This is a genomic window from Burkholderia sp. 567, from assembly GCF_040545115.1.
Classification (GTDB): Bacteria; Pseudomonadota; Gammaproteobacteria; order Burkholderiales; family Burkholderiaceae; genus Burkholderia; species Burkholderia ambifaria.
Genome location: NZ_JBEPLG010000008.1, coordinates 129,779 through 151,285 on the forward strand (window position 1 = coordinate 129,779; position 21,507 = coordinate 151,285).

Genomic DNA, 21,507 nt, shown 5'->3' on the forward strand with positions numbered 1-21,507 from the left:
GAATTACTGTATGTTTATACAGTATTCGGCGTAAATATTTCCGAGGGGAGGTTGGTACGGGGCTATGTCAACAGGGGAATTGCGCTGCAAACCGGGCGATGTGGCGATCGTCAGTCGATGCCTGAACCGGTCGCGCATCGGTGTACTTGTGCGGGTGATTGGACCGCACGACACCAAGGATTTTGATTGGGATGTGGAACTTCTCGGTGGCCCGATTCGTGGCCGTGGCATTCGATCAGGACGAGTCGGAACGCATCATCGGGCCGCGCTGTTCGACTGGAACCTTACCCCTCTTGCGGGTCTGGGGCATTCAGATCGAGAAGATCTCCAGACTGTTGCTGGCTGCGCAGATCTTCAAACACCCTAAGTGTCTCGAGTAGGGCGACGAACGCGTTCGACGGCATTCCGACTCTGTCCGCTTTGGCGAGTGCGTCGACAAGAGCCTGAGCGTGCGCGCCCAAGGTCTCCTGTTTCTGGGGGGCCGGCGCATTGGCACGACGCACCATTTGCCCTTCGCCGGTCGCGAGCCACCAAGGATCGACGTTCAGGAACTCGGCTGCGAGCAGCAGGTTCGCCCCCTCCATCTTTTTTGTTTTGCCACTCAGCCAGTCGCTGACTGACGGGGCGCGTACCCGGCAAGCTCGCGCCAAATCCGCAGCCTTCTTTTCGGGCGGCAACTTCATTGCCTGTTCCAGGCGTTCGGCTAGTGTCGTCATTAGGAAAGCCTAACTGATTGGGCGTTAGGAATGCCTTGCATTTCGTGTAAGGAACGCCTAACATTGCGGCATGAATGCGCCACAGAACCGAGATCCGTACGCGTGTGCCGTAATCGACGCCTTCGGAGGTACGGCGGCCACCGCTCAGCTTTGCGAAGTTCGCATGCCGTCCGTATCGGAATGGCGGCGAAATGGCATTCCGCGAGCACGTCTGTTGTTCCTGAAGCTCGCACGCCCCGATCTGTTTGCGTCTCTGGATGCACACGACGAATCGAGGTGAAGCCGGCGCTGTTCCGTGCCCCCGGTTGTCACGCAACCACGGACCGAATCTTAGTTGCGTGCGCAAATGCGCGACAGGATGAAAGCCAGTGCCTACCAAATCCCACCTATGACCTGCCGATACGACAGCACTGAATGGCTGGACGTCCTCTATACGTCCGTTCGCAACACACCCGCAGGCGTCGCCGACGCGGCGAACTATTTGACGATCCGACGCGGCAAGAACATCACGCCGGAATCACTGCGCCTGCGTTTGCGAGGCGTCGGTGACAGCCGATTGTCGATGGAGATGTTCGAGCTGCTCATCGAGTGGATGCAGGAAAAGTCTGAAGCCGAGGTGCATGCGCTCGACGCGTTGCACGCGCTGAATGCACGGTTCGGATTGGTTGCGGAACAGGTTGACGATCATACGGCTGATGAGTCCGGGGAGCCGGGCACGCTGCGTCTCGTTTCGACGGCGCTGCACCTGCAGGCACACGTCGGTCTCGTCGCTGACGACGTGACACGTGCTTTGGCAGATCAGCGAATCGACGACCACGAAGCGGAGCGGATCATCGCGACCGGCCGCAAGGGCCAGCGCCTGTTCCAGCGTTTGATTCATGCTGCCCGCAACCTCGCCGCACGTCGCCGTCGTCGTCATGGAACGGTTTAAGCCCGGTATGGGCTGTTGTCGTGTGGCACGTGAGCAGGTCGAGCTGTGCTGCGGTTACGCGCAACAGCTCGCGTGCGCGGTCACCGCGCTGGCCGAGCGTCTCGACACCGCCCCCGATCGGGCGGGTTGCATCCTCGCCGAGCTGCTGACGACGTTCCCCGATCGCCTCGCCGTGTTCGTCGCGGAAGCGCGGCGCACCGGACGCATGGACGTGTTCATCGAGACAGCCGCCCGCGCATGTGCGGCACTTCCCACCAAGGCGGAACGCCACGCGTTTCGCGATCAGATCGTCGGTTCGCTCTGCGCGTCCGACCTGTCCACATTCGACGAGCGCATGTCAGCCGAGTGGCGTCGACTGCGCGGCAAATAACTGGAGACCGAAGTGAAGGTAAGTGCAACGAGTAGCGGCCTGCGACATGGCGCGTCGCACATTCGCCGCAGGCCGAGCGGGCTGAACTGCTATGCAGCCGGGCGCGGTGTTTGGCGCAGTTTTTCCCACCGAGCCGAGCGTGATCGAAGGATGCTCGAACTGCAAAACGAACGAGTGAATCGATAGCGTCGGGTGGGCTACTGAAGGCATTGGGATCCGGCCGCGACGTGCGGCCGAAGTTATTTTGATGGAGGGCAGATTTTCGTATGGGAACACTTGACCAGATCGTTCAGCAGTTGCGCGCAGCAGGGCATCCGGACCTGCCTGCAGGACACCCCGTCGCCGATGGCAAGCATCATCGCTATGGTCCGCGCAAGAAGTACTGGTATCAGCTGCGCGAGATCGTCAGCAAGGGAGCTGTGATCGGATACGGCGGCACGTTCGGCCATTTCTCAGGCGACGATCCCGGCACCGAGCGCTTCGAATGGGGTGGCGCACCGTTGAGCGAAGAGACGCTGGCGGAAACGCGTCGCCGTCAGGAAGCGGCCGAGCACGAGCAGGCCGAGCGTGACGCGCGACAGGCGAAGCTGGCCGCAAACCGTGCGCGTGATCAGTGGAGCCGGGCGTCCGAGAAGGGCGAGTCCGCGTACCTGGAGCGCAAGAAGATCACAGCCGAGGGCGTGCGCTTCGACACCGACGGCACGATGTTCGTGCCGATGTTCCAGTATGGCGACCAGCCACGTCTCGTTGGCCTGCAGAAGATCACGCCGGACGGCGCGAAGCGCTTCAACAAGGGCATGGAGAAGAAGGGCGCGTCGTGCCTGCTCGGCGCAGTCGGTGCGGACGACCAGATCGTGCTGGTCGCCGAAGGCTACGCGACGGCGCGATCGATCCGCATGGCAATTGACCGTGCATTCGCGGTCGACGTTTGTTTTGATGCGGGCGGCATCCTGCCGGCCGTGCGTCATTTTCGAGCAGCGTACCCGGACGTGCACGTGCTGATCTGCGCCGACGACGACTGGAAGATCGAGCAGCGTATGCGCGATTGGCTCGCCGACGAGTTTGCTTTCCGGGGCGAGCTGGTGTGCGGTGCCGATCCGGTTCGGATCGAGGCGAAGAACACGTGGTACATGGTCGCCGCAGCACGCCGGTGGGACAACAACGGAGTGCCATATATCGAAGTGAGCTACGGTAACGACGTGATGCCGCTGCGCCGCAAACGCTTCGAAAACACGGGCCTGAAGCGCGCGTATGAGGCGGCAGCCGAGGTCGACGACGTGAGCGTCGTCTATCCAGTATTCGCAAATCGTGGCGAACGCAAGCTGACGGATTTCAACGACCTGCATATCGAGGACGGTCTCGAAGCCGTCGCCGAGCAAATGCAAGCGGCGATCTTGCGCGTCATCGCGCCAGCGAACGACGAGATCCGGCCGGCGATGGTGGCACCTTCAACCGCGGACGCGTTGTCAACGAACCCCGCCGCGACGTCCGCTGCCGCGCAACAACCGGAATGGGATGGTCGCGAAGCTGAGAACGGCGCACACACGTGGGAGCACGATCTCGCGCGCTCGGACAAGGGCACGCTGCTGCCGACGCTCGGCAACGTGCACCTGATCCTGTCGAACCACAAGGCGTGGAAGGGCGTGATCGAACAGGACGACTTCGGTGGTCGCGTGATGAAGCGCAAGGCGCCGCCTTTCCCGCAGGGCGTCACGGGAGAATGGACCGACATGGACGATCAGCGCTGCGCGCTCTGGTTGTCGCAGCGGTACGGCCTATCCGTACGCACCGACATCGTCATGAACGCGGTCCTGCTTGTAGCAGACGCGACCCACTTCCACGATGTACGCGAATACCTAGAAGGGCTCCAATGGGATGGCGTGCCGCGCGTGCGCACGATGCCGTCGACGTACCTGCGCGTGGCTGACAGCGAGTATGTGCAGCTCGCGTTCATGAAATGGATGATCGCGGGCGTGGCTCGCGTGATGGAGCCGGGCTGCAAGGTCGACAACGTACTGATCCTCGAAGGCAAACAGGGCCACCGCAAGTCGACCGCCCTGAAGGTGCTGGCCGGCGCTGCATGGTTCACCGATACGCCGATCCAGATCGGCAACAAGGACACGTACGCGGTGCTGGCCGGCAAGTGGGTGATCGAGCTGGCTGAACTGGACTCGTTGAACAAGGCCGACTCGTCGGCGGTCAAGAGCTTCTTCGCGACGGCCGTCGACCGGTTCCGCAACTTCTACGGCAAGCGGGCAACCGACGTACCACGCCAGTGCGTGTTCGCCGGCTCGGTCAACTTCGATACGTACCTGAAAGACGAATCGGGCAACCGGCGCTACTGGCCGCTGCGTGTCGGTGGTCTGGTCGATATCGACGGCATCGTGGCCGTGCGTGATCAGCTTTGGGCGGAAGCCGTGCACCTGTACCGCTCGGGCGTCGTGTGGCACGTGACCGAGCAAGAGCGCCCCCTGTTCGAGATCGAGCAGGCCGAGCGTTACGAAGGCGACGTGTACGAGGACAAGATCGCCAAGGCCCTGGAATACGTTGGGCGTACGACGATGGAGGAAATCCTGGCCGACATCCTGAAGCTCGACACGTCGAAATGGACGCTGCCGGAGCAGCGCCGTATTGGCAAGGCGCTGAAGTCGCTGGGTTGGGTGCGCAAGCGGGAGTCGACGGGGGCGCGTGGCTGGTACTACGTGCGGGAGGAGCAGGAGCCTGAAGTCGAGCGCGAACTGGTTGCGGCGGGCGATGACGACAGTCCGCTGTAGTGCGTTGGCGCGCTGTGCTGCTATGGCGGGCGCGCCGCAGTGCCCGCTTTGGCGCGCCGTGGACGTCCCAAGTCCCGACGTCCCAAGGCGTGGCTTCGGGCGCGGGTGCAGGGGCGCGACATGCGCGACGTGAGCGGCGCACGTCGCGCATGTCGCAGGCGCGCACCCCTGCAAGCATTTTCCCTTGGGACATTTGAGACATTAGGACGAATAGGAGAGAGTCGTGATTGATTTGATGGAGCGGGCAGGCATCGCAATGAGCGTTCGTGGTCAGTTCACCGACCCGATTGCCGATCCTAAAGTTACTTTGGGCGCACTCGCTTTTGCGAACGATCTCGGTCGGTTGCTGGTGCGTATCAAGGCGGGACAGGAGACCAAGCCAGCGACGATCCGCAAAGCGACGTTGCTGTTTGCGCAGATGATCCGTTTGTCAGGCCGTTTCAAGCGCAGTCGGTTCACGGGCCTGAAGCGTGACGAGCGACGCGATCAGCGTGCAGGGCATGAAGTCGAGCGGGCGAAGGTCGACATTGTCGAGCGCTTCGCGTTGCGCTTGCTTGACGAATGGATCAACGATCAGTGCGTGCGGTGCGAAGGGCGCGGCATCGTTCGACGAGGCGGCCGCTACATTTGCCCGGATTGCGCTGGCTCGGGCAAGCGCCCGATTGACGAAGCAGCGCGTGCGCAGAGGATCGGTGTGCCGCTCGATGAATATCGTCGCCACTGGTCGCGTCGTTTCCATGACATGCATGCACTACTCGATCACGTGAATGGATCGGTATCTGACACAATGCGTCGACAATTGCGAGAATGAAACGTCTTCCATTCCAAGAGCAGATCGCGTAAACTTTGGACATCCTTTACTGCGTCACTGGATATTCGCTGGCACCGCGCGTTAGTCGTGCAAACCTCTCGGGACATAAGAACACTTAGTGGAGCCCGTTAGGTCGTGTGGGGGCATTCGTCCCTACGAAATGAATTGTGAAGCCCTGAGTGCGGAAGCACTCGGGGCTTTTTGTTTCAAACTTGTACATAGCAGTTGTTGCGCTTCTGACGCCAGCACGTGCAAGTGCTGGTTTACCATATTGACCTATCATTCAGCAGGCTTTCGCATGCCATTGCCCTGCGTGGCCTGTCCTGACGATGCTGGAAGCTTCATTTGATCATCCAACGTGTACTGATCGCTCAGCGGAGTTGTCGGGTCGGACACTGGAGGAATGTCACCCCTAATGCTCAATTTCGGTTGACCTAGACGCGATTGTGTCGATGTGGATTGTGATGGTCCCGCCGACTTGTTTTGAGGTGCTTTCTTCGTTGATGTACTGCCAGCATGCGGCGACGATGTTTCTGGCCCAGGGGCCGGCGAAGCCGCGGTGTCCCCATCGGTTTCGGACTCCCCAATCGAGACATCAAGAAGCTTGGCTCCAACGGCGATTGGAGCAGCGAAGTAGTAATTAAACGATAGCCCATCATCTCCGACCGAAGCAGACGTAAAGACGGCACCGGGAAGACCGAGGTTGACTGCTGCGTTCGCGGCAGTCTGAGCGTCCGACAAATGCTTGTTCGCTTCGTTTACATGGGCATCACTTGACGTGGATGCGGCAGCCGGAGGGTTGGCAACTGCTGTTTGCGATGCCGCTTGTTGAACATTGAATCTCGCTTGGTTTGGGTTCACATAGAGACGGGCCTGAGCATTAATTGCAGCAGCCTTGTCAGTCCCAAACGATAGAGACATGTGTCTGGTGTAGTACACCTCCTGTACGACAGCAAGGCGTACGGCTCCGCACGCAGTCGTATATTTTCTGGCGATGCCTTGATAGAGCGTAACGATTTTGCGACGGTTTGCAGGCCCCAAGTTATCCAGTGCGATGTTCGCTTGATCTTGTGCTTGAATCCAGGGAAGGCCAGCCCATTCGGCAGCGGGCATCGAGAGAACATAAGTCTCCAGTTTTTTCTTCTGTCCGCCTAGACCAAATACCGAGAACCCGGTCGGGGCAGCTGCGCCAGCAGAGATTGTAGAACCCACTACCTGGAAGATCTCAGGAAAACTGACGAGAGCGAGGCGAGTCCACTTTTTCGGCGTATTTATACCGGTCGCAACCTCCGGAATATCGATGCTTTGTCTCGCTGAGGTTGATTTCTCTGATGGGAGGTTCCATCGTTGTTTGAAGAAATCTGCGATTCGATCGTGAAAACCATCAAGGGGTGTCACGAAGATGGGTGGAAAGCGATCGGACGGCTTACCAGGATTTGTTGGATTGGAGCACACAATGTAGAGATCGCCCGGCTCAACGTTTGCGCGTGGCGGAAAAATCGTCACGAGCCCATAGGGTGCCAACTTTTGGCTCCATGCCATCGCGAGATCGCTTTGCTCTAGCGGGGGCTGACTGGTTGTACAGGCTGCAAGCGTCGCGGACATCGCCGCTAATACAGCTACACGTGTTCTGCTTTTCACGACATCCCCCGTTTATTGTCAGTTCATTTGTATTGCTTATTCGCGAGACCTTCATGGCAAATATTATGAGGCGGGCGTTGATTAAACAAGCTCGGATTGCACATGAACTCTGCGACGCGCGGCGGAGTGGCGGTGATGCATCTGGCCGTCCTGTGGGCCGCCTTGGGGACCCTAAGATGGGTTCGATACGCGGGGGCTCGCACCCGCGTTTTTTCTCTACTGTCGAATTCCTATAGGGGGGCACATTCACATGCTGACTCAGCAACAAATCGCTGATCACCTCGATCTGGAGCGCTCGACGGTATCGCGCCTTGTCGACCGTCTCAATATCGACTATCGGACGGCGTCGCTTGATGAAATCCGCGTTGCGTATCTTCGCCACTTACGAGAATCGGCTGCCGGCCGCGCAAGCGAGACCGGGATCGATCTCGTCGCCGAGCGCGCGATGACCGAGCGTGTGGATCGCGAGATCAAGCTGCTGACGTTGGCCGAGAAGAAAGGCCAACTGGTCAACGCGGCGCAGCTCGAACAGGCGTACGGCCAGATGGTCGGCGCATTTCAAACGGAATTGCTGGCGCTGCCCGACAAACTGGTGCAGGAGCTACGCACCCTGTACGGCGTCGAGGTCGACGTCGAATGGTTGAACGAGCACATGTATGGATGCCTTCAGCAGCTTTCTGAATACGACGCAGACAGTCCGGGCGGTGATTCGCCGGATTGCGAAGCTTCTCCGTCCGCCCGAGCGGATCGGGACGACGGAGTGGGCGCGCAAGCATCGCAGGATGAGTGCGAAAGCGACGGCGACGCCGGGCCGCTATAACCCGAACATCACGCCGTGGGTGTTCGGCATGCATGACGCGCTCGACGATCCGACCGTGCAAAAGATCGTGTGCATGAAGTCGGCGCAGGTCGCGTGGACGGATGGTGTGCTGCTGAACTACATCGGCAAGCGGATCGACGTTGATCCGTGCCCGATGATCGTGATGTTTGCGAAAGAGAAGTCGGCGAAGAAGTTCAACCTCGAAAAATTCGAACCGATGGTCGAGGTGACGCCTCGTCTGTCGGCAAAATTGCCGGTGCACGCCGCGCGCGACAAGAACAACCTGTGGGATCACAAGACGTTCCCGCGCGGGTTCCTCAAGTTCATTACGTCGAACGCGCCGGACGATGTGAAGTCGACGCCGGCCCCGGTCGTCGCGGTCGAGGAGCCGGACGATGCGAACACGAACGTGCGCGATCAGGGCGATTCGATCACGCTGCTGGAGGAACGCAACAAGAGCTATTCGGACAGCCGCCGCAAGGTAATTTTCGGTGGCACGCCCACCGTTGACGGCTTCTCGCGCATCCAGCAAGCGTATCTGACTTCGGATCAACGCATCTATCTGGTGCCGTGCCCCGATTGCGGCGAGGAGCATGAGCTGGCGTGGGAGAACGTGACCTGGAGCGAGGACGCCGAAGTCGCACATGAGGTGTTCGGCCGGGCACGGCCGGACTCGGCACGCTACACGTGCCCGCACTGCGGCTCGTTGTGGGACGACTCGGCGCGTGTGCGTGCGGTCCGGCATGGGCGATGGGTTGCGACGGCGCCGTTTCACGGCGTCGCGGGCTTTCGTCTGAACGAGTTGGTATCGCCGTTCCCCGGCTCGCGCATGGCTGAGCTGGTCAAGAAGTGGCTGACGGCCGAGAAGGCGCTGCGCGAGGGCGACGACACGAAAATGCGTGCGTTCGTGAACAACTCGCAGGGTCGGCCGTACAAGTACAAGAGCGACCTGCCGGAGCTGGACGTGCTGGCCGCGCGTGCGATGCCGTACGCGGCATTCATGGTGCCGGCCGGCGGTCTGTTGCTGACGCTGGGTGTCGACGTGCAGCACGACCGGCTCGCGATCATTTTGCGCGCATGGGGGCGCGGTGAGGAAAGCTGGCTCGTTGCGTGGGACGAGATTCACGGCAACGTGCTGCATCAGGAAGCCGATCCGTTGTCGGGCGGCGTATGGGGCGCGTTGACCGCGCTGGTGACGCACGGCTACCGGCATGAAAGCGGCGGCATATTGCGTGTTCGCGCGACGTCGATCGACTCGTCGGACGGCTCGACATCGGACGCGGTATACAAATATGTGCGTGCTGCGCAGCGGGCCGGGCTGAACGTGCTGGCGATCAAGGGCAGCACCGAGGCCAACGCGGAGATTTTCAGCGTACCGAAGGCGTCTGTCGATTCGACGCGCAACAACAGCAAGGCCGCGAAATACGGCCTGCGTCCATACATGGTCGGGGTCAGCAAGGCGAAAGACCTGATCCTGGACAACCGGCTGAAGCTCGATGGCGATGGGCCGGGGCGCATGCACTGGTACGTGGGCGTGCGCTCCGACTATCTCGCGCAGGTAACGGCCGAGGTCAAGGTGCCGGGGCGGATCGGCACCAAGCGCGTCTGGCAGAAGAAGGCCAGCGCCCGTAACGAAGCGCTCGACTGCGAAGTCTATGCGCTGCACGCGGCACGCAGCGCCAAAACGCACCTGATGACCGAAGCGCATTGGCGCGTCGAACAGGTGCGCATCTCGCAGGTTTCTCTGTTCGATGCTGTTCCGATATTGGAATCGCTACCGTCTGCATTGCCGGTCGAGACACTGCCGACCGTGCAGACGGATGCCGATCCACCGCCACCGATCGAGCCGGTTCAGCCGGTCGCTAAACCACCTGAAACCCCGCCACCGAGCGGGGTTTCGCGCATTCAGGGCCGGCGTGTCGCTCGCTCGACGTACCTGAAGCGCCGCTAGGAGAAACACATGGCATACACGATGGCGGACCTGCAGCGCATCCAGTCGGCAATCGCGAAGGGCGAGCTGGAGGTCCAGTACGCGGATCGCAAGGTGCGCTACCGGTCGATAGCCGAACTGCGTGACGCGCAGACCGAGATCATCCGGGCGCTGGATGGCGCGACCGGCCGCTCGCGGCTGATTCGCTTGCGGCACGCCGGCAAGGGGGTGCGATGAGCCGCGCGTATCCGGTTCTCGCGCAGCGCGGCTTTGTCGTGCCCACGCGCCTGAACGCGGCGGCGTACGAATCGGCCGGCACGCGCGGGGCGCGAGCGAAGTCATGGCAGGCGTCGAGCGCGGGACCGAACGCATCGGTCGTGCAGAACCTGCCGCTGATGCGCCACCGCGCCCGTGACGCGATCCGTAATGACCCATGGGCTAAGACCGCAATCGCGCGGCTGGTGTCGAACACGATCGGCACGGGTATTCAGGCGCATCCGCAGCATCCGGACGCGGACGTGCGCCGCGAACAAAAGCAACTTTGGGACGACAGCTCGGGCGAGCTGGATGCGGATGGTGTGCACGACCTGTACGGCTTGCAGACGCTCGCCGCGCGGGCGTTCTTCAGCGACGGCGAGGTGCTGGTGCGCCGCCGCCTGCGTCCGCCGCATGCCGGGCTGGCGGTGCCGATGCAGATCCAGTTGCTGGAAGGCGACCTGTTGCCAGTCACGAAGAACGAGCCGATTCCAGGCGGCGAGATCATCAACGGCGTCGAGTTCAACGAAGACGGCGAGCGCGTTGCGTATCACCTGCTGCGCCGCCATCCGGGTGAGTACAACCGCTTTGCCGGTGACGCGACGCAGACGGTGCGCGTACCGGCCGACGAGATCGCGCACGTATTCCACGGGCTACGGCCGGGACAGGTGCGCGGTGTACCGGAGCTGTCGACGGTGCTGCTGCGGCTGCATTCGCTCGACAACTTCGACGACGCGGTGCTGTTCCGCCAGGAGGTGAGCAACCTCTTTGCCGGGTTCATCGTGAAGCCGCAGGCCGAGGTTGGCCCGCTTGGCGATCCGGTCTCCGGTGCGCCGATAGAGTTCGACGTCGACGGCTTTTCGCCGGTCGTGTCGCTGGAGCCGGGCGCGATGCAGGAACTGGCGCCCGGCGAAGACGTGAAGTTCGCAACGCCTCCCGGTGCGGGGGCCGATTATGCGCCGTTCATGCGCCAGCAGCTGATGGCGGCAGCCGCGTCGGTCGGCATGCCGTACGAAGTGCTGACGGGCGACCTGCGCGACGTCAGCGACCGCGTGCTGCGCGTGTTGCTCAACGAGTTCAGGCGCTCGATCGAGCAGCTGCAGCAGAACGTGTTCATCCACCAGTTCTGCCGGCGGATCTGGCGCTGGTGGGTGGACGCGTGCGCGCTGTCCGGTGCGTTGCCGATGCCGAACTATCACCGCGCCCGGCGCGAGTACGTGCGCGTGCGCTGGGTGCCGCAGGGCTGGCCGTATATCCACCCGGTGCAGGACGTATCCGCCAAGCGTGCGGAGATCCGCGCGGGACTGACGAGCCGCACCGGGGCAATTCTGGCGAAAGGCGAGGATCCGGAGCAGGTCGACGACGAGAATGCGGCCGATCAGCAGCGCGCGCAACGGTTGGGGTTGCAGTACGACACGCATGCGACGGACGACACCGATCCGCTCGCACATACGAATGGGGAGTGAGATGAAACGCAATCGTAAGTGGTGGGATATCCGGGCGCAGGCAAACGCGGCCGGCGAGGTCGAGATCCGGATTTATAACGAGATCGGCTTTTGGGGCACGGACGCGCAGACCTTCGTGACCCAGCTCGATGCGGCAGCGGCCAACGCGTCCACGATCGTGGTGGCGATCAACTCGATAGGTGGCGACGTGTTCGACGCGTTCGCGATCTACAACGCACTGCGCCGGCACGCGGGCAAGGTGAAGGTGCGTGTCGACGGCGTCGCGGCATCGGCCGCATCGCTGATTGCGATGGCCGGCGACGAGATCGTGATGCCGGAGAACGCGCTGCTGATGATCCACAACGCGCACACGGTGACGGCGGGCGAGGCGAAAGACCTACGGCGTATTGCCGACCTGCTCGATAACGCAGGCGACGGAATCCTCGCCGCGTACGCGGCGAAGAGCGGTCAGTCGGTCGACGAGATCCGGGGCATGATGGACGCCGAGACGTGGCTGACGGCGGCGCAGGCGAAGGAGAAGGGTTTCTGCGACACGATCGAGGCGGCAGTGAAGCTGTCGGCGTCGGCCAGCTCGACGGCGCTGCTCGCGCGCTTTTCGGCGGTGCCCGATGTTGTGCGGGCGCTGGTCGACGAGACGGAGCCGACCGACCCGCCGCAGCCTGACACGCCACCCAATACACCGTCCGAACCCAAGCCTGATCCGAATCCGGAACCGGGTGTGCAGCCGGTGCCGCCGACGCCCGACGTGTCGGCGCTCGCATCGCACGTGTTCGCGGCATGCCGTGACGCGCGCCTGTCGCATTGCGCCGAGGCGATCGTGACGGCGACCGGCCTGAAGGATCGGGTAACTGTTGACGCGGCGATTCAGCAGGCCGCGGACATTGCCGGGATCTGCCTTGCGGCTAACGTGCCGGAGCTGACCGCGCAGTTCGTCGCCGACGGGCTGACACCCGATCACGTACGCGCGCGACTGTTCGAGCGCGTGACGGCGTCGCAACCACGCATCAATCCGCGCGCTCAATCGACGGCGCAAAACGAGCCGGCCGTGGTCGCGAATGCGCCGCGCGCGGCGTCCATCTACGCGGCTCGCAAGAGCGGCAAATAACTTTGACGATACCCGAGGAGGGGAACACTCATGTCGAACGTGAAGGTACAGGGCAGCCAGACAGCGGAATTTCTGGTGTCGGAGGGCAACGGGCAGATTTCGCGCGAACACATCGTGGTCAAGGCGGGACCGGCGCTGCCGTCCGGCCAGGTGCTCGGCGTGACGAGCACCGGCGAGTATGCGCCGTACGACAACGCGGCGAACGACGGGTCGGAGGTTGCTGCAGCGGTGCTGTACGCGCCGTTGCCGGCGTCCGAGGCACCGCGTTCGGCGACGGGCATCGTGCGGCTCGCCGAAATCGCCGCCGCGCGCCTGACCGGTCTGGATGCCGCCGGCCGCACCGATCTCGCCGAGCGTCACGTGATCGTCCGCTGATCGCAGCGCACGCTACCTGAAGCCCATCCAAGGCCACGCACCGCGCGTGGCCTTTTTTGTATCCATTTCCCTGTTGGAGGTTGTATGGCGGACATCGCCCTGTTTCAAGATGACGCGTTCTCGCTGTCGTCGCTCACGGCCGCGATCAACGAGCAGCCGCACGTACCCGGCCGCGTCGGCGCACTCGGTCTGTTCGAAGAGGACGGCATCACCACGACGACGATCCAGATCGAGCGCGACGGCGACACGCTGTCGCTGGTTTCGGCAGGCGAGCGCGGCTCGCCGTCGGCCGTTGTGGTCGGCAGCAAGCGCACGATGATCCCGTTCAACACGGTGCACCTGCCGCAGCGTGCGTTCGTGAAGGCTGACGAGATCCAGAACCTGCGCGCGTTCGGTTCTGAAACGGAGTTGGAGGCGCTGCAGACGGTCGTGAACCGGCGGCTCGCCAAGCTGCGCCGCCAGCTCGACGCGACGCACGAGTTCCACCGTATCGGCGCGATCAAGGGTGCGGTGCTCGACGCCGATGGCAAGACGGTGCTGATCGACCTGCTCCAGTACTTCGGTATCGAGCAGACGGTGATTCCGTTCGAGCTGGGCAAGGCGGACACCGAGATCCGAGTGAAGTGCATGGAGGTGCAGGACGCGATCGAGGATTCGCTGGGCGCGACAACGTACACCGGTGTGCGGGTGCTCTGCGGCCGGGCGTTCTGGAACAAGCTGATCGTCGCGAAGACGGTGAAGGAAACGTATCTGGCGACCGCGATGGCGGCGTCGCTGCGCGGCGATGCGCGCGACGCGTTCGACTTCGGCGGCTGCACGTTCGAGCGCTATCGCGGTCGTGTGGGCAACATTGGCTATGTGGCCGACGACGAAGCATATGCAGTGCCCGAAGGCGTGCCGGAGCTGTTCGTCACGCGCTTCGCGCCGGCCGACTATGTCGAGGCCGTCAATACGACGGGCCTGCCTTACTACGCGAAGCAGGAACTGGCGCAGTTCGGCAAGGGTGTGGACATCGAGGCGCAGTCGAACCCGGTGCACCTGTGCACGCGCCCGAAGGCGATCGTCAAGCTGAAGGCCTGACATGGCGTTCCGGGATCTGATCGCGGACGTCGATGCTGCAGTGCTGCGCGATCTCGGCGACGCGGATATCACGATCGACGGCCGGCCCGTCGACGGGATGTTCACGTCGCCGTGGCTCGGTCCGGATCTCGGAACGCAGCGCACGCAGCTCGTGGCGCCTGTCCTGCATGTCACGGACGCCGATGCGGTAGACGTCACCGAAGGCAGCATCGTCGTGACGCCGAGCGGGCGGTATCGCGTGTTCGAGCTGCATCCGGATGGGACGGGCTGGACGATCCTCATTCTGAGGTGACGATGGATCTGCTGAAGGTCGAGATCGACGTGAAGGGGGCGCTCGAAGCGCTCGCGGGCCTGCCGCCTTCCGCGATGCAGGCGGCATGGCGTCGGACGCTGCGCAAGACGGGGGCATGGATCCGAAGCCAGACCGCGAAGGAGGTCGGCAACGCGACCGGCATCCAGCAGAAGCTGCTCCGGCAGCGGATGTACTTCTTCTTGCGGTCGGCCGATACCGGCAAGGTATGGCTCGGGTTGAACCCGATCGAGGCGCATCGGCTCGGCTCTGTCCGGCGTACGAAGAAGGGTATGCGGGCCGGCAAAACGCTGTTCGAGAGCGCATGGCGCAAGACGAACCGGCAGCCGGACGGGCCGATTTATCGGCGTCTCGGCAAGGCGCGCACGCCGTTCGAGGTCGTCAAGGTCGAATGGTCGAAGACGGGCGATCCTGCGTTTCGCCGGGCGGCACAGGCGTGCGAGGTACGTCTCATGACGGTGCTGCGGCAGGAGGTCAACTATGAACTGCAGAAGGCGATGAACCGTGCTCGATAACCTCAAGCAACTACATGACGGCGTCGAGTCCGGCCTGCGCGCGAAGCTGCCGGAGCTTGAACGCATTCACGCGTATCCGAGGATCGGCAAGGCGATCGAGACGCCGTTTATCGCGATCGAGCTGTCGGAGCTGGAGCCGGGACACGATGACGGAACGGGCCGTGTGCCGCTGGTTGGACGATTACAGGCACGTGTGATCGTCGACCCGATCGTCCCCGGTGCTGAGCTGCTGGTGCGCGAGCTGTCCGCGCGTGTGCTGCAGGCGGTGCACGGTACGACGTGGGATTTGCCCGTGACGCCCGGCAGGCAGGTCGGCTCGGCGGGCGAGGATCCGTTTCGCCCGGAGCTCGATACGTATCTCGTCTGGCTCGTCGAATGGGAACACGAATTCGACCTGGGCGACGAATTCGAGCCGCCGGCGAAGGGACGCACGGTGGTGTGGGGCGTTGATCCCGATACTGGGCCGGGGCACGAAGACCGTTACTGGAATCCGGCGGATTACGCAGCGGGGTGACATGTGAGCGATTTCGAGCTGGGCGAGATGGATCGCCGCATGGCGTGCCTGACGCAGTCGGCGGTGGTTGAGGCGGTCACATACGATCCGCCGCGCGTGAAGGTGCGCATCGGCGATTGGGTCAGCGACTGGCTCAAATGGCAGGCGGGTGCGGCCGGCAAGGTCCGGCAGTGGCGTCCGCCGTCCGTCGACGAAGAGGTCGCGCTGTGGGCGCCGTCTGGCGATCTCGCGGGTGCGTTCGTCGCGCCCGGTTACTACACGGAGCAGCACGGCGGGTCGGGCCGATCGAGTCCGGACGAAACTGCGACCGATTACCCGGACGGCGCATTCGAACAGTACAACCATGCGAGCCATGAATACGTGCTGTCGGTGCCGGCGGGTGGTCGGATCGTGTTTCGAATCGGCGCGACGGAGTTCGAGCTGAGAGCGGACGGCGCGATGCTGCGTAGCGAGAAGCTGCTCGCCGATGTGCCCGACTCGACGTTCACCGGCAACACGACGACCGAGCGCTTGCTGACGTTCAACGGCGGCATGCAGGGCAAGTCGGGCGAGGATGGCAGCGTTGCAGTGAGGGTCGCGGGCGGCGCTGAGTTCACCGACGATGTTGTCGCGGCGGGCAAATCGGTCAGTGGACACAGTCACCGAGAACAGGGAGATGGGGAGTTGGTTAGCAAGCCAATTTAGTATCAAGCCGATAGATTTATCAGGTACCCGCGTGCCGTGGCGTGATGTAGGTTTTCTTCCGCAGTCTTCTTCTGCCTTTAGAAACGATACTCACGGAACGAGGTGTGCGAATGAGCACGGTAGAGCTTGAACAGGAATCTGAAAACCCCCCCGGTCGACAGCCTGAGAAACTGCATGAGCAACGGTCCGACCATAATGCCGTGCCGCAGCCCAAGCAGAAATCCATACTGGATTGGCCGTGGCCTGTAATCGTATCGATAGTCGGTTTGGTCTCTTTGGGTGTTGCGTATTCACTAGGGGATGCATATTACAGCTCATACCTAAGAAAATTTTGGATCGAGGCCGCTGCATTCCCAATCGATAAGGCGCAGCATCTTGTTCTGTCGTTGTTCGGCGCTCTAAATACGGTGGCTACCGTACAGGCTTGGCTCACCGAGCATAAGGTTCACGTTCTGAAATTCGTGGCGGCAATCCTATTCAGTGTTGCTGTGTGGGTCGTGGTCGAGAAGGGGCTACTTTGGGCAGTCGAACGCGCGAGCAAGCGGGCAGACGGTTCGACCAAATCTATCAAGCTTTGGCCAATCGTAGTTAGATTCTTCACGATCGTTTTTTGGATATGGACGTCTGCCGGGGCCGCATTCTTGCTCGGGATGTTCGTCCCGACATTTATGGCACTTCCCTCTGTAATAGGGGAGTCTGCCGGTGACGGAGTCGCCGGTGATCAGATGCGTGACTTTGATCTGGGGTGCTGGGTATCTCAAGCGAGATGTCAGATGGTGCTCAATGGCGGTAAGGAAGTAGCACGTGGCTACATCGTCGCCCAATCATCGACGCACGTTGCACTGTACTACGAAGGCAATACGGTACAACTGCCTCTTGATGGTTCGGAAATCAGAACAGTCGAACGACCGAACTTCGACCAGGCAATACCTCGTTGATGCAGCGTGTTCACTGTCAAGTTCCTTTGCCCCGCCCTGTGCGGGGTTTTTCATTTATGGGGGCGCCTATGGCGAAAGACACACAGCAAGACAGGGCGGCGACGCCCGTCACATTCATCGATACCGAGTTCCGCAGTCGTGTGATCGTGTTTCCGGACGGCTCGCACGTCGCCGTGCTGGCGGGCAAGACACAAGTCACGCAGCCGGAGCACATCGCGTATCTCGAATCGCGCGGGTGCTTTAAGCGCGTCCCGACGAAGGTGCAGTAGTGGTCGCGCTGGTCGGAATGTGCCGTCGCACGGGCCGGTTGATCGGTGGCATTGACCATCTCGTCCAGAGCATCGGGGACATTCTGAGCACGCGCAAGGGCACCCGCCGCGAGCGGCCTGATTACGGTTCTGATCTGCCGCTGATGGTCGACCTGCCGATCACGCGCGGCTGGATATCGGCCGCGCAGGCGGAAGCGGCGCGTGCGATCGGTCGATGGGAGCCTCGCATCGCGCTCGATCGCGTGCAGGCGCTGTCGGTCGTCGACGGCAAAGTAACTTTTCGGATCGCCGGGCGTTACGACGGCGACGATGTTGTATTCGAGGTGACGATATGACAGTGATCGATCTGTCGGCACTTGATCCGCCGGATCTCGTCGAAACGCTCGATTTCGAGGCCGCATATCAGTACAAGCTGCAGCACTTCAAGAGCATCTATCCCGATTGGACAGCAGCGCTCGAATCCGATCCGGTCGTGAAATTGATTGAGCTGGCGGCATACGATGAAGTCCGATTTCGCGCGCGTGTGAACGACGCAGGGCGGGCTGTGTTGCTGGCCTACTCGACAGGGGCGGATCTCGAACACCTCGCGGTGCTCTGGAATTTGCAGCGCGAGACGGTCGACCCCGGCGACCCCGAGGCGCATCCGCCGGTTCCTGCAACACGCGAGCGCGACGAACGCTTGCGACTGCGTACACAGATGGGCATCGAGCGTTCGTCGACGGCAGGTCCGTTCGGCGCGTACCGGTCCCTCGCGATGGACGCATCGCCGGACGTCGCGGACGTGCGCGTCGATCGGCCCGAGGCCGGTGTGGTGCGCGTGGTCGTGAAGTCGTATTCGAACGGTGGGGTGGCAAGCACGGCATTGCTCGACACAGTGCGCCGCGCACTTTCGCCGGAGGATCGACGGCCGCTGAACGATACGCTGCTGGTGGTCGCGGCTCAGCCCGTCAATTACGCGATCGTCGCCGACGTGTACATCGGGCGCGGACCGGATCCGGGCGTGGTGCTTGCGGCGCGACGGCAGGATCTCGATATCGCAGTCGCCGCAGGGGAGGCGTTACGCGTTGGCATGCCGCGCTCGGCCGTGACCGGAGCGCTGCATCCGAAATCGTCGGGTGTGGTGCGCGTCGACCTGAAGTCTCCGGCCGACGACGTCGTGTGCGCGATCGACCAGTTCGCACGCTGCACGTCGATCGTGCTCAATCCAAAGGTGGCCAATGACGACTGAAGCACTGCTGCCAACCAACCAGACGGGTCTCGAAGCTGCGCTCGCTCAGGTGATGCGCCCGAGTGTCGACCCGGACTTAATCCGTACGCTCTGGGATGCGGATCGCTGCCCGGAAGCGTTCTTGCCGTGGCTCGCATGGTCGCTCGCGGTCGACGGGTGGGAGCTGGCGGAGTCCGAAGACGCCCGCCGCGCGCTGATCAAGTCGTCATTGGCGATCTACCAGAAGAAGGGCACGCCATGGGCAATCCGCGAGATCGTGCGGCGGCTCGGTTTCGGCGAGATCGATATTCAGGAGGGGCGACAGGTCAAGCGACGTGACGGTTCGGTCAGACGCAACGGCCGGTATCTGTACGGCGGCTCGTCCGCATGGGCCGAGTACATCCTCACGCTGAAGCAGCCCGTGACGCGAGACCAAGGTGAAAACCTGAAGCGTGCCATCGAGCGCTACGCGCCGGCTCGCAGCTTGCTGGCATGGCTCGATTTTTCTGAGGTTGCGATCCGGCACAACGGCGTCGCGACGCGCAACGGTCAATATACGCGAGGGGTAATCGGAACATGGCCGATTTGAAGGAAGAGAGTAAGTGGGAGCCGGGGATTCGTCAGTTCGAGACGTCGGATCCCGTGCAGGGTGGCCCGGACGGCGTCGACAACATTGCACTCAAGCAGCTTGGCAATCGCACCCGCTATCTGAAAGATCGTGCGGACGCGGCCGACGAGGCTATTACCGGGCTCGGAGATCGGGCGGATGCGACGGACAAGCAGCTCGAGGATCTCGGCACCGACAAGGTCGCGCGATCGGGCGACGCGATGAAGGGGAAGTTGCTTGGCAAGGCCGGCGCAATGACGCCGAACAACACGAACAACGCTGGCTTTGCCTTTGACGGCGACCCGGACTCCGGCATGTTTTCGCCTGCTAAGGGGCATGTCCAGCTCGGCGCGCAAGGTATTCCGTACGTTGTCATGCTCAGCAACAACCTGACGCTTGGCGCTGCAGGGTGGCTCTCGCTAATTGCTGGCGGGGCCGAAAGTGGCCGCATCACTCCGGAGGGCCGATGGTTGATCGGCGGGGCTGGGGATAATGGTCAGGACACCGTGCGCGTACAAGGCTCGGTCGGCGCAACCGGTGGAATCCGCAGCTCCGGGTATGACACGAATGGCGCAGGTGGTCAGTTTCGCGCGGTGGGCACCGACTACGGCGTCATGATTCGAAATGACAACAAGAGTGCGTGGTTTCTGTCGACGAAGAAGGGCGATGCGTACGGCACCTACAACGACTATCGCCCGTTCTCCTGGTCGCTCGACACGGGCGTTGTCCGTATCGACGGATCGGGTGCCGGCACTTCGCTCGGCGGATACGTGCGTGTCGCCGGCAATCTGGAAGGTTCTGGAATCGCGTACTTCGCTGGAGGTGCGAGTCAGGCGCGGTCGTACGGTTCCGGCGTCATTCTGGGCGCCAACTCGGGTGGCGGCGTTGTCCTGAAATGCGCGACGGCCGACGTAAACATGAAGATGTGGGACGTGCAGTCGAACGAACGGCAGCTCAACATGCGTGCGGTCGACGACGAGTGGACTCAGGGTATCCCGTTCCTGACGGCGACGCGCGAGGACAAGAGCAATTCGATTCGCTCGCTGGCGCTCGTTCCTGCCGGCGGCCGGGTGCTGGTTGCCGGCGCACCTGACGACGGACGTTCGTCGTTCCAAAACAAGGGTGCGCTCAAGAGTAGCAACTCGTCTGGCGCGCTCATTGCATCGAACGGAGGCGGTGCCGGGCAGACGTCGATTCAACTGACGCGGGAAGGCGCACCGGCTGACCAAAAGACGTGGGAAGTGATCGCGGGCGCGGATGGCTCGTTGGCGGTTCGCTCAGTCAACGATACGTACACCAACTCGCAAGCCGCAATTAACGTGACCCGTGGTTCGACCTATGCGCTCGGCACGTTGCAATTGATGCCGCAGGGCGGGCGTGTCATGGTCGGGAAAGTGGGCGACGACGGTTCCACGCAATTGCAGGTCGGCGGCATGGTCACGGCCGTGTCGCCGCCGGCCGGCGACAACTCGAACAAGCTGATCACGTCGGCATGGTTTGCAGCGGCAGTCGCCGACGTGCAGATCGGACAGATCGTTTGGGAGGCTCGAACTGCGCCGCGTGCCGGATTCCTCAAGCTGAACGGCACCGAGCTGAAACGGGTCGACTATCCGCTGCTGTGGGCGTACGCGCAGGGCAGCGGTGCGCTCGTCGCGGACGCTGATTGGGGCAATGGTCGTCACGGTTGCTTCTCCAGCGGGGACGGCAACACGACGTTCCGACTGCCGGATCTTCGTGGCGAGTTTATTCGCTGCTGGGACGATGCGCGCGGCGCGGATGCGCAGCGGCAGATTGGGAGCTGGCAGGACAGCTTGAATCGCTTACACGCGCACGGTGCGTCTGCCGCTGCTGTTGGCGACCACTCGCACGGAGCATGGACAGATTCGCAAGGATGGCACGCTCACAGCATCCATGATCCTGGACACGACCACGGCATCCCCGTCGCGTCTGGTGGCGGCTACATCGGCGAAATAAACCTGAATGGCGGTGGCCGTGGGGATAAGCGCACCACCGGCAGCGGAACGGGCATTTCGATTAACGGTGACGGCGCCCACGGTCACAACGTCGGAATCGGGGGGGGCGGTGCGCACTCGCACGCGATCAGCGTCGCCGTCGACGGCGGCAACGAAAGCCGCCCGCGCAACCTTGCGCTGCTCGCCATGATTCGCGCTTACTAAATCGAGGTAGAA

At 62.5% G+C, this 21,507-nt stretch carries 23 protein-coding genes; 21 read left to right on the top strand and 2 right to left on the bottom strand.

Annotated features, from left to right (window positions below):
- Positions 1–284: 284 nt before the first annotated feature.
- Complete coding sequence (locus ABIC50_RS23155) at positions 285–716, bottom strand: transcriptional regulator (protein ID WP_354167013.1); 432 nt, start codon at positions 714–716, stop codon at positions 285–287.
- A 388-nt stretch (positions 717–1,104) separates the two neighbouring features.
- On the opposite strand from ABIC50_RS23155, the gene ABIC50_RS23160 reads away from it, so the two are divergent.
- The 4 genes from ABIC50_RS23160 (at position 1,105) to ABIC50_RS23175 (ending at position 5,602) form a co-directional block, all read left to right on the top strand.
- Positions 1,105–1,647, top strand: a complete 543-nt coding sequence (locus ABIC50_RS23160) for a phage regulatory CII family protein (RefSeq protein WP_354167341.1) — start codon at positions 1,105–1,107, stop codon at positions 1,645–1,647.
- On the top strand, positions 1,595–2,017 hold the full coding sequence (locus ABIC50_RS23165; RefSeq protein ID WP_502913494.1) for a hypothetical protein: 423 nt from the start codon (positions 1,595–1,597) through the stop codon (positions 2,015–2,017). The genes ABIC50_RS23160 and ABIC50_RS23165 overlap by 53 nt, the downstream gene beginning before the upstream one ends.
- 266 nt (positions 2,018–2,283) lie before the next feature.
- The gene (locus tag ABIC50_RS23170) at positions 2,284–4,791 is read left to right on the top strand and encodes a virulence-associated E family protein (protein ID WP_354167016.1); all 2,508 of its coding nucleotides are present in this window, start codon (positions 2,284–2,286) and stop codon (positions 4,789–4,791) included.
- 223 nt (positions 4,792–5,014) lie between these two features.
- The gene (locus ABIC50_RS23175; protein ID WP_354167018.1) at positions 5,015–5,602 is read left to right on the top strand and encodes a hypothetical protein; all 588 of its coding nucleotides are present in this window, start codon (positions 5,015–5,017) and stop codon (positions 5,600–5,602) included.
- A 279-nt stretch (positions 5,603–5,881) separates the two neighbouring features.
- Here the strand turns inward: ABIC50_RS23175 and ABIC50_RS23180 are convergent, their stop codons facing one another.
- A complete protein-coding gene (locus ABIC50_RS23180; protein ID WP_354167021.1) occupies positions 5,882–7,108 on the bottom strand; it encodes a hypothetical protein in 1,227 nt (408 codons plus the stop codon).
- A 385-nt stretch (positions 7,109–7,493) separates the two neighbouring features.
- On the opposite strand from ABIC50_RS23180, the gene ABIC50_RS23185 reads away from it, so the two are divergent.
- From ABIC50_RS23185 to ABIC50_RS23265, 17 genes are all read left to right on the top strand, one after another.
- A complete protein-coding gene (locus ABIC50_RS23185; protein ID WP_354167023.1) occupies positions 7,494–8,063 on the top strand; it encodes a MarR family transcriptional regulator in 570 nt (189 codons plus the stop codon).
- Positions 8,026–10,014 (top strand): phage terminase large subunit family protein, encoded by a 1,989-nt coding sequence (locus ABIC50_RS23190; protein ID WP_354167026.1) that lies wholly within the window; start codon positions 8,026–8,028, stop codon positions 10,012–10,014. The genes ABIC50_RS23185 and ABIC50_RS23190 overlap by 38 nt, the downstream gene beginning before the upstream one ends.
- Positions 10,015–10,023: 9 nt before the next feature.
- Positions 10,024–10,230, top strand: a complete 207-nt coding sequence (locus ABIC50_RS23195) for a phage head-tail joining protein (RefSeq protein WP_011657129.1) — start codon at positions 10,024–10,026, stop codon at positions 10,228–10,230.
- Complete coding sequence (locus ABIC50_RS23200) at positions 10,227–11,714, top strand: phage portal protein (RefSeq protein ID WP_354167029.1); 1,488 nt, start codon at positions 10,227–10,229, stop codon at positions 11,712–11,714. Before ABIC50_RS23195 ends, ABIC50_RS23200 begins: the two co-directional genes overlap by 4 nt.
- 1 nt (position 11,715) lies before the next feature.
- The gene (locus ABIC50_RS23205) at positions 11,716–12,819 is read left to right on the top strand and encodes a head maturation protease, ClpP-related (RefSeq protein ID WP_354167032.1); all 1,104 of its coding nucleotides are present in this window, start codon (positions 11,716–11,718) and stop codon (positions 12,817–12,819) included.
- A gap of 30 nt (positions 12,820–12,849) precedes the next feature.
- Complete coding sequence (locus ABIC50_RS23210; RefSeq protein WP_175701312.1) at positions 12,850–13,194, top strand: head decoration protein; 345 nt, start codon at positions 12,850–12,852, stop codon at positions 13,192–13,194.
- A gap of 84 nt (positions 13,195–13,278) precedes the next feature.
- Positions 13,279–14,274, top strand: coding sequence for a major capsid protein (locus ABIC50_RS23215; protein ID WP_354167035.1), 996 nt, complete (start codon positions 13,279–13,281; stop codon positions 14,272–14,274).
- Position 14,275: 1 nt separating this feature from the next.
- A complete protein-coding gene (locus ABIC50_RS23220; RefSeq protein WP_284890545.1) occupies positions 14,276–14,566 on the top strand; it encodes a head-tail joining protein in 291 nt (96 codons plus the stop codon).
- Positions 14,567–14,568: 2 nt separating this feature from the next.
- Positions 14,569–15,099, top strand: a complete 531-nt coding sequence (locus tag ABIC50_RS23225) for a phage tail protein (RefSeq protein WP_284890546.1) — start codon at positions 14,569–14,571, stop codon at positions 15,097–15,099.
- Positions 15,089–15,613 (top strand): hypothetical protein, encoded by a 525-nt coding sequence (locus ABIC50_RS23230; protein ID WP_284890548.1) that lies wholly within the window; start codon positions 15,089–15,091, stop codon positions 15,611–15,613. Before ABIC50_RS23225 ends, ABIC50_RS23230 begins: the two co-directional genes overlap by 11 nt.
- Before the next feature lie 3 nt (positions 15,614–15,616).
- Complete coding sequence (locus ABIC50_RS23235; RefSeq protein ID WP_354167038.1) at positions 15,617–16,297, top strand: phage baseplate assembly protein V; 681 nt, start codon at positions 15,617–15,619, stop codon at positions 16,295–16,297.
- Positions 16,298–16,407: 110 nt separating this feature from the next.
- Positions 16,408–17,235, top strand: a complete 828-nt coding sequence (locus ABIC50_RS23240) for a hypothetical protein (RefSeq protein WP_354167041.1) — start codon at positions 16,408–16,410, stop codon at positions 17,233–17,235.
- A gap of 68 nt (positions 17,236–17,303) precedes the next feature.
- On the top strand, positions 17,304–17,504 hold the full coding sequence (locus tag ABIC50_RS23245) for a hypothetical protein (RefSeq protein WP_284890554.1): 201 nt from the start codon (positions 17,304–17,306) through the stop codon (positions 17,502–17,504).
- Between the two features lie 17 nt (positions 17,505–17,521).
- Positions 17,522–17,839 (top strand): GPW/gp25 family protein, encoded by a 318-nt coding sequence (locus tag ABIC50_RS23250; protein ID WP_354167346.1) that lies wholly within the window; start codon positions 17,522–17,524, stop codon positions 17,837–17,839.
- Positions 17,836–18,732 carry a baseplate assembly protein gene (locus ABIC50_RS23255; protein ID WP_354167349.1) on the top strand — a complete coding sequence of 299 codons (897 nt, stop codon included), beginning with the start codon at positions 17,836–17,838 and terminating at the stop codon, positions 18,730–18,732. Before ABIC50_RS23250 ends, ABIC50_RS23255 begins: the two co-directional genes overlap by 4 nt.
- Positions 18,722–19,300: a phage tail protein I gene (locus ABIC50_RS23260; protein ID WP_354167044.1), complete on the top strand. Its 579-nt coding sequence runs from the start codon at positions 18,722–18,724 to the stop codon at positions 19,298–19,300. Before ABIC50_RS23255 ends, ABIC50_RS23260 begins: the two co-directional genes overlap by 11 nt.
- Positions 19,288–21,495, top strand: a complete 2,208-nt coding sequence (locus tag ABIC50_RS23265) for a phage tail protein (RefSeq protein WP_354167047.1) — start codon at positions 19,288–19,290, stop codon at positions 21,493–21,495. Before ABIC50_RS23260 ends, ABIC50_RS23265 begins: the two co-directional genes overlap by 13 nt.
- Positions 21,496–21,507: the final 12 nt, after the last annotated feature.

Bases quoted from the DNA above. Each gene is read 5' to 3' on its own strand.
- ABIC50_RS23155 (WP_354167013.1), bottom strand. From the start codon at position 716: ATGACGACACTAGCCGAACGCCTGGAACAGGCAATGAAGTTGCCGCCC.
- ABIC50_RS23160 (WP_354167341.1), top strand. From the start codon at position 1,105: ATGACCTGCCGATACGACAGCACTGAATGGCTGGACGTCCTCTATACG.
- ABIC50_RS23165 (WP_502913494.1), top strand. From the start codon at position 1,595: ATGCTGCCCGCAACCTCGCCGCACGTCGCCGTCGTCGTCATGGAACGG.
- ABIC50_RS23170 (WP_354167016.1), top strand. From the start codon at position 2,284: ATGGGAACACTTGACCAGATCGTTCAGCAGTTGCGCGCAGCAGGGCAT.
- ABIC50_RS23185 (WP_354167023.1), top strand. From the start codon at position 7,494: ATGCTGACTCAGCAACAAATCGCTGATCACCTCGATCTGGAGCGCTCG.
- ABIC50_RS23190 (WP_354167026.1), top strand. From the start codon at position 8,026: ATGAGTGCGAAAGCGACGGCGACGCCGGGCCGCTATAACCCGAACATC.
- ABIC50_RS23195 (WP_011657129.1), top strand. From the start codon at position 10,024: ATGGCATACACGATGGCGGACCTGCAGCGCATCCAGTCGGCAATCGCG.
- ABIC50_RS23200 (WP_354167029.1), top strand. From the start codon at position 10,227: ATGAGCCGCGCGTATCCGGTTCTCGCGCAGCGCGGCTTTGTCGTGCCC.
- ABIC50_RS23205 (WP_354167032.1), top strand. From the start codon at position 11,716: ATGAAACGCAATCGTAAGTGGTGGGATATCCGGGCGCAGGCAAACGCG.
- ABIC50_RS23210 (WP_175701312.1), top strand. From the start codon at position 12,850: ATGTCGAACGTGAAGGTACAGGGCAGCCAGACAGCGGAATTTCTGGTG.
- ABIC50_RS23215 (WP_354167035.1), top strand. From the start codon at position 13,279: ATGGCGGACATCGCCCTGTTTCAAGATGACGCGTTCTCGCTGTCGTCG.
- ABIC50_RS23220 (WP_284890545.1), top strand. From the start codon at position 14,276: ATGGCGTTCCGGGATCTGATCGCGGACGTCGATGCTGCAGTGCTGCGC.
- ABIC50_RS23225 (WP_284890546.1), top strand. From the start codon at position 14,569: ATGGATCTGCTGAAGGTCGAGATCGACGTGAAGGGGGCGCTCGAAGCG.
- ABIC50_RS23240 (WP_354167041.1), top strand. From the start codon at position 16,408: ATGAGCACGGTAGAGCTTGAACAGGAATCTGAAAACCCCCCCGGTCGA.
- ABIC50_RS23245 (WP_284890554.1), top strand. From the start codon at position 17,304: ATGGCGAAAGACACACAGCAAGACAGGGCGGCGACGCCCGTCACATTC.
- ABIC50_RS23250 (WP_354167346.1), top strand. From the start codon at position 17,522: ATGTGCCGTCGCACGGGCCGGTTGATCGGTGGCATTGACCATCTCGTC.
- ABIC50_RS23255 (WP_354167349.1), top strand. From the start codon at position 17,836: ATGACAGTGATCGATCTGTCGGCACTTGATCCGCCGGATCTCGTCGAA.
- ABIC50_RS23260 (WP_354167044.1), top strand. From the start codon at position 18,722: ATGACGACTGAAGCACTGCTGCCAACCAACCAGACGGGTCTCGAAGCT.
- ABIC50_RS23265 (WP_354167047.1), top strand. From the start codon at position 19,288: ATGGCCGATTTGAAGGAAGAGAGTAAGTGGGAGCCGGGGATTCGTCAG.